Origin of the sequence: Cohnella laeviribosi DSM 21336 (assembly GCF_000378425.1) — a bacterium.
In the GTDB taxonomy this organism is placed as follows: Bacteria; Bacillota; Bacilli; order Paenibacillales; family Paenibacillaceae; genus Cohnella; species Cohnella laeviribosi.
In genome coordinates this window covers 1-14,997 of record NZ_KB899848.1, presented here as the reverse complement: position 1 = coordinate 14,997, position 14,997 = coordinate 1, and the positions used below count along the sequence as shown (strand labels likewise).

13 protein-coding genes are annotated in these 14,997 nt (G+C 59.0%); 2 read left to right on the top strand and 11 right to left on the bottom strand.

What is annotated here, in order from left to right; all coding sequences use genetic code 11:
• Positions 1–41 precede the first annotated feature (41 nt).
• Positions 42–647, top strand: a complete 606-nt coding sequence (locus tag F560_RS0118785; RefSeq protein WP_026298401.1) for a TetR/AcrR family transcriptional regulator — start codon at positions 42–44, stop codon at positions 645–647.
• Positions 644–1,396 carry a type I methionyl aminopeptidase gene (gene map, locus F560_RS0118780; RefSeq protein WP_019007302.1) on the top strand — a complete coding sequence of 251 codons (753 nt, stop codon included), beginning with the start codon at positions 644–646 and terminating at the stop codon, positions 1,394–1,396. The genes F560_RS0118785 and map overlap by 4 nt, the downstream gene beginning before the upstream one ends.
• A gap of 150 nt (positions 1,397–1,546) precedes the next feature.
• Here the strand turns inward: map and F560_RS0118775 are convergent, their stop codons facing one another.
• The 11 genes from F560_RS0118775 to F560_RS23660 form a co-directional block, all read right to left on the bottom strand.
• The gene (locus F560_RS0118775) at positions 1,547–2,407 is read right to left on the bottom strand and encodes a VOC family protein (RefSeq protein ID WP_019007301.1); all 861 of its coding nucleotides are present in this window, start codon (positions 2,405–2,407) and stop codon (positions 1,547–1,549) included.
• Between the two features lie 191 nt (positions 2,408–2,598).
• Positions 2,599–3,159, bottom strand: a complete 561-nt coding sequence (locus F560_RS0118770; RefSeq protein WP_019007300.1) for a TetR/AcrR family transcriptional regulator — start codon at positions 3,157–3,159, stop codon at positions 2,599–2,601.
• 21 nt (positions 3,160–3,180) lie between these two features.
• Positions 3,181–3,879: an MBL fold metallo-hydrolase gene (locus tag F560_RS0118765; RefSeq protein ID WP_019007299.1), complete on the bottom strand. Its 699-nt coding sequence runs from the start codon at positions 3,877–3,879 to the stop codon at positions 3,181–3,183.
• Between the two features lie 254 nt (positions 3,880–4,133).
• Positions 4,134–6,902: a discoidin domain-containing protein gene (locus tag F560_RS0118760; protein ID WP_019007298.1), complete on the bottom strand. Its 2,769-nt coding sequence runs from the start codon at positions 6,900–6,902 to the stop codon at positions 4,134–4,136.
• An 81-nt stretch (positions 6,903–6,983) separates the two neighbouring features.
• Positions 6,984–8,435 carry an ABC transporter substrate-binding protein gene (locus F560_RS0118755; protein ID WP_026298400.1) on the bottom strand — a complete coding sequence of 484 codons (1,452 nt, stop codon included), beginning with the start codon at positions 8,433–8,435 and terminating at the stop codon, positions 6,984–6,986.
• Between the two features lie 106 nt (positions 8,436–8,541).
• Positions 8,542–9,411, bottom strand: a complete 870-nt coding sequence (locus F560_RS0118750; RefSeq protein ID WP_019007295.1) for a carbohydrate ABC transporter permease — start codon at positions 9,409–9,411, stop codon at positions 8,542–8,544.
• Entirely contained in the window at positions 9,408–10,334 is a 927-nt protein-coding gene (locus F560_RS0118745; protein ID WP_019007294.1) for a carbohydrate ABC transporter permease, read from the bottom strand. The genes F560_RS0118750 and F560_RS0118745 overlap by 4 nt, the downstream gene beginning before the upstream one ends.
• Positions 10,335–10,438: 104 nt before the next feature.
• Entirely contained in the window at positions 10,439–11,764 is a 1,326-nt protein-coding gene (locus F560_RS0118740) for a response regulator (protein WP_019007293.1), read from the bottom strand.
• Positions 11,765–11,780: 16 nt separating this feature from the next.
• Positions 11,781–13,589 carry a cache domain-containing sensor histidine kinase gene (locus F560_RS0118735; protein WP_019007292.1) on the bottom strand — a complete coding sequence of 603 codons (1,809 nt, stop codon included), beginning with the start codon at positions 13,587–13,589 and terminating at the stop codon, positions 11,781–11,783.
• Positions 13,590–14,010: 421 nt separating this feature from the next.
• Complete coding sequence (locus F560_RS25230) at positions 14,011–14,232, bottom strand: cysteine-rich CWC family protein (RefSeq protein ID WP_211214132.1); 222 nt, start codon at positions 14,230–14,232, stop codon at positions 14,011–14,013.
• Positions 14,233–14,738: 506 nt separating this feature from the next.
• The coding region (locus tag F560_RS23660; protein WP_019004999.1) for an integrase core domain-containing protein at positions 14,739–14,997 on the bottom strand (259 nt) is incomplete at its 5' end.

Sequence of the window (14,997 nt, the reverse complement as noted above, 5' to 3'; positions counted from 1 at the left end):
TTTCGACATATGAGCAGGTCAAAAAAACGGAGGAACGGGAAATGTCGCCCCGAACCAAAGAACAGAACGAAGAAATCCGTTCGGCCCGGATCAGGCAGATCATGGCGGCTGCGGCGGACGTGTATCTCGAAAAGGGCATGGCGTTCGAAATGCGCGATGTCGCGCTCAAGGCGGGCGTAGGCTACGGAACGGCCTATCACTATTACCCGAACAAGCACCGGCTGTTCCGCGACATGCTCGGCCAGGCTTTGGAACGCGCAGCGTCCCTGACGGACAGCGTCATGCAGCTTCAGGCTCCCCCGCACCGCAGAATGCGCGAACTGGGAAGGCGGCTGCTGAAGCTGTGGAACGCCGACCCGGCCGTATTCATTCTGTACCGGATGGCATCCGAAAAGTTCCATCAGCTTCCCTACGAAGATGCGGCGCAGTTGGGCAAAGCCTTTCAAAGCGCGCTGTACGAGCCGCTCGAAGACGCGCTGCGCAGCGAACTGGACGCGGAGGAAGCCGAGCGGACCGCAAACGTATGGCTGGGCGCGCTGATCGGCTGCGCGAACCTGTGGCTGTATCACGGCCGCTCGCATATAGATGCGGATGACTGGATCAATCGATTGTACGCCGGATTCGGAAACGAAGGAGAGAGACGATGATTACGTTAAAATCCCCTCAGGAAATCGAGGGCCTCAAGGCGGCCGGAGCGCTCGTGGCAAAGTGCCACAAAGAAATCGCCAAAATGATCCGGCCGGGAATTACGACGTGGGACATTGAGGAATTCGTCGAAGATATGCTCGCGAAGGCCGGAGCGCGCGCCTATACGAAAGGCTACAAAGGTTACAAATACGCGACCTGCGCTTCCGTCAACGATGTGATCGCCCACGGATTTCCGAACAAGACGCCGTTAAAAAACGGAGATTTGGTCAAAATCGACATCGTGGCGCAGCTCAACGGGTGGATCGGCGATTCCGCCTGGTGCTACGGCGTCGGGGAGCTGTCGCCCGAGGCGGAGAAGCTGATGCGGGTCACGAAGGAATGCCTGGATATCGGCATCCGGCATGCCGTCATCGGCAACCGCATCGGCGATGCGATGCACGCGCTGCAGAAGCACGCGGAGTCGCACGGCTTCTCCTTGGTGCGCGATCTGGCCGGCCACGGCGTCGGGCGGGAGCTGCACGAAGAACCGAGCTTCATTCATGTCGGCACGCCGGGCAAAGGCTTCCGCTTCAAGGAAGGCATGGTGTTCACGATCGAGCCGATGGTCAACGCCGGAACGTGGCAAATGACGATCGACCCGGACGGCTGGACGTGCCGGACGGCCGACGGCAGCCTGTCCGCGCAGTTCGAGCACACGATCGCGATTACGAAAGACGGGCCGCTCATCCTGACCGACCAAGGCGACTGACCGGCCCCACCGGACCGGTGCCTCTTGGCGCAGCGGGATATGGCGAGGCGATCGACCGGCAAAAATAGGCTCCGCCCGGCTTCCGCCGGCGGAAACGAACAGGGCTGCGATCCGAAACCGCCAGCGGCGGTTCGGACGCAGCCCTTTACGTTATTTGACGACGAGCAGCAAACGGTTATGCGACGGATCTTCCACCAGCCAGCCGCCATCCCGTTCGATTGCCGCAACGCCGGCTTCGCGAATGCCCGCCAACGTCTGCTCCAGCGCTTCTTCGGAAGCGAACGCGACGGTGAAATAATCGAGTCCCGCCGAATTCTCCGGCGCGGGCGGCGCCCCGACTCCCGCCCACGTGTTCAGGCCGATATGGTGATGGTAGCCGCCTGCCGAAACGAACAGCGCCGCGCTTCCGTAATGGGCCATCAGACCGAAACCGAGCACATCGCAATAAAATTTCCGGGCTTCGTCCAAATGGGCGACATGCAGATGGATATGCCCGATTTTGGTTCCGGCAGGCAGCCCCGTCCATTCGTCCCCGCCGGCAAGCTCCAGCAGGCCGCGGACATCGACCGCCTCCGTCGCCATTCCCACTTCCCCGCTCGCGTTGTAGTTCCAGGTCTCCCGGGGACGGTCGGCATAGATTTCGATGCCGTTGCCGTCCGGATCGGTAATGTAAAGCGCCTCGCTGACCAGATGGTCGCCCTGTCCGAAATAAACGTTCCGCCGCACGAGATTGCGCAGGGACAAACCGAGCGACTTACGGTCCGGAACGAGGATGGCGAAATGATAAAGCCCGGTCGTTCTTCTTCTCCCGCTTGCGAGCGCATCCGGAATTTCTTTCAGCACCAGCAGCGGCTCCGTTCCGTTTTGCGCCGCCAGCTCCGCGACGTTCCCTTCCCGCCTGAGCACGTTAAAGCCGACGACTTCCCCGTAATATTGAATCGAACGCTGCAGATTGCTGACCTTCAAATGAACAACACCGATTTCCGTCTCCGGATGAATGCGGCTCGTCATGGCGATTGTCCTCCTGTCGGATCCGAAGCGATGCGACGACGGATCATGGTGATAAGTTAGTTACTTTTAGTAAGTATCATACCGTAATGAAGCAAATCCGTCAATCGCACACGGACCGCACGGGATTCCGCCATCGCCATGGTCCTGTCGTCCCCGCCCTTGTCATCCCCGCCTCTGCCGTCCCCGCCGGATTACAGCTTCCGGATGCCGGTCAAAAAGATTTCGATCATCATTTGAAAAGTCGCGTCCAGACCGAGCGGGAGACCGAAGCCGCCCTGGCGCTCCAGCGAAACGAAGCCGTGAAGCATGCTGCGAAATACCCGCACGGCGTGCAGGGCGGCGTCGCCTTTAAGCCCGTACTCGCTCAGCGCGCCGACGATCCTGCCCACGAGCTCACCGCTCTTGGCGGCCAGCAGCTCGTCGCCGCCATCCGGGGCGCGCTGGATGGCTTCGTACAGCCCCGGATGCTTGCGGGCAAACGCGAGATAGGCGTTGGCGAGCGCATAAACCGCGGCATCGCCCGTTTGGCCTTGAGCGGCGCCGTTCAGCTCCGCCGTCAGCAGGTCGAGCCCCTTCAGCGCCAGATGGCGGCGCAGGTCCGGCAATCCGTTCACGTGATTGTAAAGCGAGGGGGAACGAATGCGCAGTTTCTGGGCGACGGAAGCGAGCGTGACGGCTTCCAGTCCTTGCGCGTCGGCAAGTTCGGCGGCAGCCTGAATAAGCGTAGGCAAATCAAGTCCGATTCTGGGCATTTCGATCTGTCCTTTCGTTGCTTAGCCTTTTTGCACAGCCCGTTCCATTGCCGGCAGCGGCGCCTTCAGCATGCGGCCGTGGCCGGCGGCGAGCAGGCTGGGCTTCAATTCGATCAGCTTGCGGACGGTCGCCAGCGCGGCCTCCTTGTTCCAGGTGGCAAACGCCGGAAACGGAAACAAGGGCCGCAGCTGTCCGGACGCCGCCACTCCGCCGCGCGTCTGCAAGGCGTCGCCTGCGATCAGCGCCCGGCTGCGCGTATCCAGAAACGCCATCGACCCCGGCGTATGTCCCGGCGCGGCAACGGCGAGCAGCGAGCCGACCCGATCGCCGTCCCGAAGCAGCGCATCCGGGCGGGTCTTCACCTTTCCCGGCTTCGGCACGCCGCCGCGGATCGGCGTCCCCGGTTCGTCCGCATCGAGCGACCGGTCGCCGGCCAAGAGCCTCGCATCCCGCGCGGAAATGAAGACGGGAACGTCCGGAAGCGCGGCCTTCAGCGCGTCCAGCGCGCCGATGTGGTCGCCGTGCGCATGGGTCAGCGCAATGCGGACAATCGGCTTGCCGATCCGTCCGGCCGCCTGCAGGATGCCCTTGGCGCTGTACGGGAGACCCGTATCGATCAGCGTCAGTCCGTCCGCCTCTTCGACCATATAGACGTTAACCGGGAATGCCCGCGGCATAAAAGTCAGCTGGTATAGCGATTGCTCGCGAATGACTCTCATTTGAACCGCCTCCAAAACTAATATCATTAGTTTCATCATAACTAATGGCATTAGTTTTTGCAAGAGCATTTTCCTCTCTCTAACGTTATTCTAATAGGATCTCCGGACCCGCCATCGATTTCACTTTAGCCCGACCGTATACATCAAGGGCCGCCTCGAAGGCAGCCCGCCCTTTCCGTCCCGCCCGCCTCCTCGCGCGCACGACCGAGCCCTCGTAAAGCCCGAGAGTCGGCGAGACGGGACTCTTCACGCCGTCAATAAACTTCGACTTCGGAAAATTGCGCCGCCGGCCACGCCGTGTTGCCGCTGACCACAAGGCGCACGAACCGCGTCTTCGCCGCGCCCGACTCCAGTCGGATCTCGGCCGCATTGCCCGCGGCGGGATCGAAGGTGTAGGCCATCGCGGAGACGATGGCCGCAAAGCCGCTGCCGTCCGCGCTTCCCTGCACTTCGACCGTTTGCTCCCGCTTCTCCCACGCATCCTGCGGCGGAAGCCGCAGCACGAGCCGCTTGATGTCCCGCTCCTGCCCCAGGTCGATCGTCAGCGTCTGCGGGAACTTGTCGGCCATGCTTTCCCAGTACGTATACGGATCGCCGTCGATCGCGAGCTTGGCGGCAAATTCCTGCGCCGTATCGGTCGACGATACGGCTTCTCCCGACAAGGCGACGTTCTCCTCGAGCTTCGCCTTCTCGAAAGCGGCCGTCACTTCGCTCGGCTTCTCCGAACGGGTCAGCGCCACATAGCCGACTTTGCGGCCGAGGATATTCGCGATATAGTCAAATAGCAGCCCGTCTCCCTCTTCCTTCACCGGCAGGTCGGCGATCTTCTCTCCCTGCGCCGTATAGGCCGCCGCCGCGGCATGCGGCCAGCCTTTTCCCTTGACGATCCGAACCGTCGTATCCGAGCCGAACGGCTGGTACACGCGGATTTCGTTTTTCTCCCGGACCTCCACCAGATCGTGCTCGCCCGGATCGAGCGCGTAGCCGTTGTACTTGACGTAGTTGCCCGCGCGCACGCTGCCGTCTTCCGAAGCGATGTCGAAGCCGCCGGGCGCAAGCTCCGTCCGTTCGTCGAGCGCGTACGGCTTGGCATCGTCCCAATTGGCCGTCACGGCGTAGCCGCCGAAATCCGTCCTTGTCGCCGTTTCGTTCAACTGCTCGTAATTTCGCACCGGCGCGGTCGCATACCGGGACAGCACCTGGCTTTGGAACACGCCGGCCACCTCGACCCAGGGATTGTCCGCGCCGTTATACAGGTCCGCGCTCAGGTTGTAGCCCATGGCCGCGTTCCAGCGGAGCATCGCCTGGTCGTCCGTCATCGTTTCGGCCGCCAGGTTGTGCTGGTACAGCAGCACCTTGTCGCGGACGAGCATGCCGATCATCGGGTAATATTCGGTGTACGCAGCCGTCTTCGGCCGGTAGCCCAGCAGATCCCACAAAAGATTCGTACCCATGAAGCCGACCGCATCGTCCGCCAGCGCGTCGATGCCGTCCTCGGTAAACAAACGGTACCCGGCAGAGCGGAAATAATCGCGCACGCCGCGAAAATAGGCCGTCGAAGCGTCCGTCCCCTCCGGCAGATTGCCGTTATACATATACGGAGCGCTGCGAATGCCCCACTGATCCTCGAAAATGCCGTCAAAGCCTGCGGCAAGCAGCTTCTTATGCTCGTCCGTAATCCGCTTCGTCACGAACGGATGATGGGGATTCATGACGTAGCCGCTGTGCTCGCCGTAATCCTCCTTGAGCGCCTCGCCGTTTTTCTGCACGACGGCGATGTCCTTCAGCGCCGTTCCCGGCGGCAGCGCGGCAAGGGTCGGCGAGTTCACGCCCCACCAGGAGAAATTCGTGTACGGGACGATCCGATGCCCTTTCGCATGCGCATCGTCCACGAAAGCCCGAAGCGCATCGTCCCCTCCCCACTTGGCGTCCGGAGGCATAAAATCCGGATAGTTCTCGTCGTGGCCGCCGGTCTGGAAGCCGACCGGATGCAGGATGCCCGGATACGCCAGCCGGCTCGCGTAGCGGTCCGTCAGCGCGTTCCAGCTCGCGTCCTTTATCGCCGAGATGTCCATCTTGTACATGGGCAGGCGGACGTAATCCGCAAGCTCCTTGCCCAGCTTGTCTTCGAGGGAGCGATAGTCGAAAATGCCGTTCCGCTCGCCATAGGAAGCGATCGAATCCTTGTAATCGCCGCCCAGCTCCAGGACGATCTCCGGCGTCGTCCATTCCGCGCCCGGCGCAAGCGCGGTCGAATAGTCGTGGACGAACGCCGTTTTGCCCGCGTCGTCGACCTGGTTCTTGAAGCCGATGTTCGTCGTCGCCGTCGTCTCCCCGTGCGCGTCGTAGACGGCCAGATTGCCGCTGCTCGTGCGGACCGCCGCGTACGAAGCGAACAGGATGCCGGGATACGGCGCTTCGTACGAATTGTTTTCCCGAAAGAATGCCCCCTTCAGCTTCGCTCCCGGCAGCATCGGCAGCAGGGCGTCCTCCACCTGAGCGGCAGGCAGCTTCAGCTCGTAGGGGAAGCGGAACGACTTGATCGTCTTGCCCGTACCGTTCTTCACACGGGCTTGCATCACGATCCTGGAATCGTCCGCAAACCGGACGGTGGCCTCGACCTCCAGCGGCCCTCCGTAACGCAGCACCAGCTCCCCCTTTCGCTTCTTCCATTCGTATGCGAAGCTGTCCGCCTTCGCGCCGTGATAGGCGGTGTCGTCTTCCGCGAACGCCCACCACAGCGCCTCCGCGCGGTTGCCCTCCGTCAAGGCGCCGTCCTCGTTCTTATCGCGCACATAGACGATCGCGCCGTTGTCGGCACGAAACGCGGTCTCGTACCCGGGGCCGCGGACGACAAGCAGTCCCCCATCGTGCTTGAGCCGCGCCGAATTCCCGAAAACGGACGGCGCATACAGCGCGGCGGCAACGATCAGAAGCAGCGCCGGCAGCGACGCGGCGCCTATCCGCGCCCATTTCCCCTTCTTCGCCCGAATCCCCTTCAAAAGACGCATGTTGCCGTTCATCCGCCGGCCACCTCCGCAGATTGCGAAAATAAAATCCGGTTCCAAACGCCTTCGCGCCGGAACCGGAGCCGTCATCGCTTCTTACTGCACCTTGATCGTATCGAAGAATTTCTCTTGCACAAGCTTGGCGGCCGAATCCAGCAGCGACTTCGGGTCGCTGTTTTTCTTCGAGAACACTTCCTGGATCACGTTGGTCATCGTCGCGTAGTAATCCTGCGTATTGAACTGCGCCTCCGGCTTGCCGTCCAGCAGCGCCAGCGCCGCGCTGTCAAACTGATACACGTTGTCATATTTCGCGTACAGCTCGCGCGCCTTTTTGCCGTATTCCGAATCGTCCTTGAAATATTGGATGATCGGCGGAACGTAGTACTTGTTGTCCTTCTTGCGGGCTTGAATGTTTTCCTCCAGCGACTGCAGGCCGCGGTCGGAGAAGTAGTCGAACGTGGCATAGCGGAACGCCATTTCCTGTTCCTCCGGCGTAGCGTTCGGGTTGATGACGAGGAAGTCGCCCCCCAGCACACCCGTATGCTTGCCGCCTTTTTCCGCCGCCGGCATCGGGTACACCGCCACGTCCTCCGGCTTCATGCCGCCCTGGTTCAGCGCTTGGTCGACGATGTCGCTCGGACCCGCGATGGCCATCGCCGTCCTTCCTTGCGCGAAAGCGCCGACCGCGTCGCTCCAGCCGAGCGCCCAGTCCTGCGGAATGGCGTTTGCGTCCCAGCGCAGCTTCTTGTAGAACTCCAGCGCCTTCACCCCGGCTTCGGAGTTGAACGTCGCCGTTACCTTGCCGCCTTCGACTTTCTGAATGTCTCCGCCCGCTTCGAACAGGAAGTTCGTCCAGTTCCAGCCGGCTTCGTTGCCCTTGCCCATCGGGGCGATGCCCGAAATGCCCTTGGCCGGATCGGCGACCGCCTTGGCGGCGTTCAGCATATCGTCCCACGTCCAGTCGTAATCCGGAATGGCCGCGCCTTTGTCGCTCAGCATCTTCTTGTTGACGACCGTACCGGTTACGTAGCCCTGCTGGGCGATGCCGTACACCTTGCCGTCAATAATAAACTGGTTCTGGAGAATCGGATTCATCTGATCCTTGTACTCATAATTGTTGAACAGTTCGGTAATGTCGGCGGCCCAGCCTTTTTCGGCAAGGAACTTGCCTTCCGTCGCGTACGTGTTGAACAGCGTCGGCGCTTCGCCCGCCCCCATCTTCATGCCGATCTCGTTCGGATTGTACTGCCAGTCGCTTTTGACGATCGTCACGTTCGGGTATTTTTCGTTGAAGCGTTTGATCTTGTCGTCCTCCAAAGCCCGCAGCTCCGGCTTGTCAGGCGTCGGATAATAAATGCTGATCGTCACCTTCTTCGAAGTGATATCATCGGACGCCGGCGGCTCGCCGGACGAAGCCGAGGGCTCGGAGGAAGATGGCGAAGCAGATGCGGACGGAGAAGCGTTTCCGCCCTTCGAGCCCCCGCTGCACGCGGACAAAACAAGCGCGAATACGATCAAAGCGGACAGCAACGTCGAAATCTTACGCATCGATATTTCCCCTTTTCAACTATGAAATGGTTTACACGCTCATCATATAGGAGGCGTTTTGAAAGTTCGATGTGCGTTCCTATTCCGATTGTGTGTTGCTTTACGTTTAGCCCTTTACTCCGCCCAGATGAAGTCCCCGGACAATATAGCGCTGGAAGATCAGAAAAACGAAAATCGGCGGAATCATCACCATCGTCAAAATTGCAAACCGGATGTTCGTGTCGAGCCTGCGGGCGTCGATGACGAATCGCTTGATCGCCGTCGACAGCGGGTAATGCTCGCCCCCGAGCACCATGGAAGGCCAGAACCACTCGTTCCAGGCATTCGAGAACACGAAAATCGCAAGCGTGGCGAAAATCGGCACCGACAGCGGGAACGCGAGCTGAAAGAAGCAGCGCAGCTCCGAAGCGCCGTCGATCCGGGCCGACTCGAACAATTCCTGGTTAAGGCCGTCGAAAAAGCTTTTGAGCAGCAGCAGGAAAAACGCATTCGCCCCGGCCGGCAGCCAGAACGCCCAGAACGTGTTCATGAGCCCCAGATCCTTCAGGTTAATGAAGTTCGGGATAATATAGGTCGTCGGCGGAATGAACAGCGTGACGAGAAAAAAGTAGTACGCCGCCTTGCGGTAAGGCCAGTTGAGCCGCGACAGGCTGAAGGAAGCAAGCCCCAGCACGAGCACGGTCGCAACCATATTGCCCAGGAAAATGTAGATCGTATTGCGCAAATACAAGGTCAGATCGATATATTTCCAGCCGGTGACGTAATTTTCCCAATGCCATTCCTTCGGCAAAAATCGCGGCGGAAACGTGTTGACTTCCACGTTCGCCTTCACGCCGTTGAAGAAAGCGACGGCGATCGGATACAGCATCGAGACGACCATGGCGGCAATGACGAGCGACATCGCCGCGTAAGCGATTTTGTTCGCGGGCTTCTTCAGATCGTAGGCGGACAAAATGCCGCGCTCCGCTTGTTTCATGACGCGTCCCCTCCCCTGTTCGACAGTCTGTGCTGCACGACGGCCAGCACCCCGAGCACGAGGAACATGAGGACGCCGAGCGCGGATGCCACGCCGTAATTCAAGTTGTTGAAGGCGTATTTGACGATATACAGCGCATAGGTCAGCGTCGCGTTGTTCGGGCCTCCGTCCAGCATGGCGAGCTGCGATTGATAGCCCTGGGAAGTGGCGATCAGCTGCAGCACCAGCAGCAGCGCGATCTGGTGGCGGATGGACGGCAGCGTAATATGCCGGATGCGCTTCCAGACGCCCGCACCGTCGATTTCCGCCGCTTCGTACCAATCCTTCGGAATGCTCAGGACGGCGGCCAAATAAATGAGCATGGCGGAGCCGAACTGCTGCCACGTCTCCATGACGACAAGGGAAATCATCGACCATTTCGTATCGGTCATAAAGTTGATTTGCCCGATGCCCAGCTTCATCAGCACGGCGTTAAACGGCCCGACCGGATCATACAGCCAGCGCCACAGCCCGTAGAGAACGACGACGGGAACGACATAGGGCAAATAAGCGGCGATCCGCGCGAAGCCCTGAAATTTTTTCAGTTCCGAGATGGCAATGGCGAACAGAATCGGCACCCAGAACCCGATGACAAGACACAGCAGCACATAGTATAGGGTGTTTTTTACGGCTTTCCAAACAACGGGATCGCGAAAAACGGTCTCGTAGTTGTCCATGCCGACGAACGTGTTGCCTTTGACAAAATCGACATGGTAGAAGCTGTACACGATTCCTTTCAAAATCGGCAGCCACAAAAACAGCAAGAAAATAATGACGGCCGGGAGCACAAAGGCGTATCCCCAGAAGTGTTTTCTCCATCGTCCCCGCTTCGGCCCCTTGACGGCAGATTTCGGCGGAGAGACGGAAACGGCGGTTTCGTTCATGCAGTCTCCCTCATTCCTTTTCGATCGGTCCATTTTCATTGTAGAAACCGGGAGGGAAGCTGAACATGTGCGCTTCTATGGGGATCATGGCCGATTTTACTTCTTCATTTTCCTTTCATCTCGCTGGGGCTCATGCCGAAATATTTTTTGAAAATTTTGCTGAAATGCTCCGGGGATTCGTACCCGACCTTTTCCGCGATTTCGTAACGGCGCAAATCGGTATGCAGCAAAAGCCGGCGGCTTTCTTCCATGCGCAGCTTGATCACGTATTCCCACAAATTGAGTCCGGTATGTTTTTTGAACAAATAGCTCAAATAGTTGGGGCTGACGTGGTTGCGCTGCGCCACCTCGTTCAGGGTGAGGCCTTTCTGCGCGTAATGGCGCTGAATGTATTCGACCGCGCGCTCCACGATCGCGTTGTTCTGTTCGTTCCATTCTTCCTCGGTCGGTTCCTCGTTGTACAGGTTCCATTTCATGTCGCCATAGTAAAAGACGAAATGATCCTGGTGATTGCGGTTCCACAAAATCGCTTTGCGGGCCTGCTCGCCCAAAAGCGGCAAGAACTCGGCGCCGCGCAAAATTTGGCTGAAGCCGATAACGCACGGAATATTCAAATATTTGCTGATGTTGTGATGGAGGCTCCGGGCGATCATGTCGAGCTGGCTGATCTTGTCGACGCCGGCGGCGCCGTAGGCCGCCTCATCCCATTCCATGATGACGCTGATTTCCCGGTCCGGCGAGTCGAATGCGGCAAAGCTCCACTCGCGGCCGAGCAGCTCGCTTGCGATATTCAGCGCGGCGTACTGCATCAGCCGCACCTCGCCGTCGCGAAAGCCCCGGGCGGCAAACGCCTCGCCGCCCGGATCGAGACGAACCCGGATGACGGCGTAATAAGGTCCGCGCAAGCCGAGCCTCGCCGCGGCTTCGGCTTTATCTCCGCTCGCGCTCCGTTCCTGAAGCAGACGGTTCAACTCTTGCGTTTTGGCGGGGTCCGGCGACTGCATTTGAAAGTGCTCCCGCAGCTGCGACAGCAATTCCTCCTGGGCGGGAACCGGCTTGCTCATCTGCAGCAGGGCGCTCCGGACCGAATCGAGAAACTGCTCGCTGCCGAACGGCTTGATCAAATAATCTTTGGCGCCCAGCCGGATCGCAAGCTGGGCGTACTGGAACGTCTCGTGAGCGGAGATGATGATGGCCTGCACCCACGGTTTTAAAATTTTGGCCTGGTGCATCAGCTCGATTCCGTTCATCTCGCCCATCTGGATGTCGGTCACCAGCAAATCGATGTCCTCCATCCGCAAGTAGTCGAGCGCCTCGTGCCCGTTGTGGGCGATGTAAATATGGTTCAAGTCCAGGCCGGACGTCTGCAGCAAGTTGCTGAGACCCTTGCAAATGAGCGGCTCGTCGTCGGCAATCAAAATGCTGTACATCCGATCTCCTCTCCTTTCACGCCCCGGAGGACTCCGCTTCGTACCGGAGCGGCAGCACGATGGCGGCCTGCGTCCCGCCGCCTTCCCTTGCGGAATAACTCAAACCGTATGCTGCCCCGAAATGAAGCTCGATCCGCTGCTGCACATTCCGGATGCCGTAGCCGGACGGAGCGGCATTCTCCTTATCCCGAAGCAGGCGTTCGATCGCTTCATAGTCGACCGTTTTGTACCCGTTGTCCGCTACGGTCAGCACCAGCGTCTCGCCGTCCCGAACGGCGGTCACGACGATTTCTCCATCCTCGCCCATGCTGCGCACGCCATGAATAATGGCGTTTTCGATCAGCGGCTGCAGCGTGATTTTCGGAATCAGGACGGACAGCACCTCTTCGTCGATTCGCCATTCCACGGTGAATTCGTATTCGTATTTTTTCTGTTCGAGACGCGTATAGGCCTTGGCGTGCTCCAGCTCCTCCCGCAGCGTAATCAGCTCCCGTCCCCGGCTTAAGCTGATCCGCATCAGCTTGGCAAGCTCCTTGATCATCTCGGCGGATTCGGAATTGCCTTCCAGCGAGCTTTTCCAGTAAATGCTTTCGAGCGTATTGTAAAGCAGATGCGGGTTGATCTGCTGATACAAAATTTGCAGCTGCGCTTCCTTCTGCTTGATCTCCAGCATGTAGCGGTCCTCGATCAGCGCGTTGAGCCGTCCCGCCATGCCGTAGACCGAATGGATCAGCACGCCGACTTCGTCATTGCGGTCCTTGGCCGGTTCTTTCGGGAGCCGGCGTCCCGGCGCGTAAGAGCGCGTGAAAACCGCAAGCCGCTGAAGGGGCGCAATCAGCGAGCGCCAAAAATACGCCATGACCACAATGGCAAACAGCGAATAGACGATGGAGATAAGCTGAATGGCCCGCTTCAATTCGTTTTGCTGCTGCAGCATCGACCGGGTCGGAATTTTGTAGATCAGCTTCTGCTGGAGCAAATCGTTGTAATGCATCACGTAAATATACCCAGAGGCGATCGCGTCGGCCGTGCCGTCCGGACTGCCGGCGGCATTGAGACCGGGGGGCAGCTCGAGCTTCGTTCCGATGGCCGGAACGGATGCGGCCAGCACCGTATTGTCGTAATCCGTCAAGTAGATTTCGCCTTCGTCGGGCAGCGATATCGTCGCAAGCGACTGTTCGATCTTTTTGTCCATATTCGTGGCGACGAGCGCCCCGATGACGACGTTGCCTTCGGTAATGCTGTTGACCGCGCGGACGTAGCCGAGTGTCGTCGCATCCGTCGACGTACCGAGCCCGTGCAGCAGGCGCAAATAGCCTTTGCCCTTTTTGGCGATCGCCTCGTCGATCCACGCCGGCTTGTTCCGATCGTTATAGAAGTAGACGCCGCCGGTCTTAAACCGGGTCGCCGTGTTCGGCGCGAACGAATACGCATTGTCGGGATCGTAAATGAACAGATAATAATAGACCGCTTCTCCTTCGGTCATGCCCAGCGAATAGCTGGCCAACAGCTTGTCCGCGGCGGCGTATTTCTGCACCCGGTCGAACGTCTCCCCCGCGCGCGGCCTCATCTCCTGCGTAATCGGGTACTGGATAATGGTCGCCATGATCCGGTTCACCGTATCGAGATCCCGGTTGATCAGCGTGAAGTTCAGTTTGTTCAGCTCGGCGTAGGCATTGGTCACGTGGCGCTTCAAAAGCTGCGCCGCCTTCGCATTCGCATACCAATTCAGCAAAAACACGGGACCGACCAGCACGCAAAAAAGCAAAATCAGCTGCTGCTTGAGCTTGATTTTGGTCAACGGATTCGAAAGCCGCTTCCGCATCTCGCGTCCCCCCGTCTATCGCGCCTTTCGCGTCTTTCGCGCTTAAGCCGACTCCGCAATCAGCCGTCCGTTCTTCCCTCAACCCCCAGTCGTTTTTCCCTCAATCCAGTCGTTCTTTCCTCAACCCCAGTCGGTCTTCTCTCAATCCAGTCGGTCTTCCCTCAATCCCGTCGTTCTTTCCTAAACTCCCAGTCATTCTTTCCCAATCCAGTCGTTATTCCCTCAATTCCACGTCGTTCTTCCCCTAATCCCCAGTATGGCGAAAGAACGCCGGAAAAGTAAGCGTTGTCATGAAACTGCATAAAATCGCTCCGCAATTTGCGTAACATCGCGCACGCCGTCTTCGGAAGCGCCCCGGCTTCGACACGGCGCCATGCCGCCTCTGCGGATACGTAACGAGCCGCCTTTCGCGAACGGTTGCTTAAGTCGGCATACCCGACTGGTGCCGTTCGGCGCAGGCGCGGCAAATACACGCCTTGCCCCGCCTTTCCGGGGGGATCCGGGCGCGAAGCGACGGCGGAATCGGGACGACCGCGCACCAGCAAGCCTCCACCGGCCTGCCGGCGAGCACGGCGCAATCGTTGTTCCGCCCGCAGAGGGGGCAAAGAGCGGGGGGTAGATTATGGCCGTTCGGTCCCGGCATGTTCGGCTTCATTTCGGTCCGCCTCCTGCGCACGGGTACGGAAGCATGCGTCCCGCCGCTTCATTCGTGTGTTTATTATATCAAAATCCGTCCGCCACAGGCGCACGAATTCGCGATCCGCTCAAGCCAAGCGCCGGTAACGCCAATCGCCCAGTGACGCCGACTCGCTCCTGATTCGCTCCTTATCCGCAACGCTGGCGATGGCAGAACCAACAAAGTTTACTAGCCCTCGTAACGATGTCGGACCTTGCAACGCAGACGGTCCTTGTAACGCTGACGATGTGAGCGCTGACGGCCCTCGTAACGCTGACACACTCCTTCGCGCCGATAGGACTGCGCAAAGCTGACGGTCCTCGCCAACCGGCAAACTTAACGGACACAGGAGATGTTATAATAAGGAAACGGCACCATTTTAGACTTGCAATCGGACACGAGAGACCTTATTCGCCGGAATCCGGGAGGAAAAGCGCCCGTTTGGATCACTGTCAAGAAAGTGGACACAACTTTTATCCTGCCTGGAGTTGCTCATAGTACCTTTTTTCGTACAAATACGGAGTCAGATAACCGATCGACGAATGGATACGGATGCGGTTATACTCCAATTCAATGTACTCGTAAATCGCATCATACGCCTGTTTACGAGTGTTAAATTTCGTTTGGTAAATGAGCTCTTTCTTGAGAACGCTGTGGAAAGATTCGATGCAGGCATTGTCGTAACAGTTGCCTTTGCGACTCATGCTGCCAATCATTTGGTTCGACTCCAGT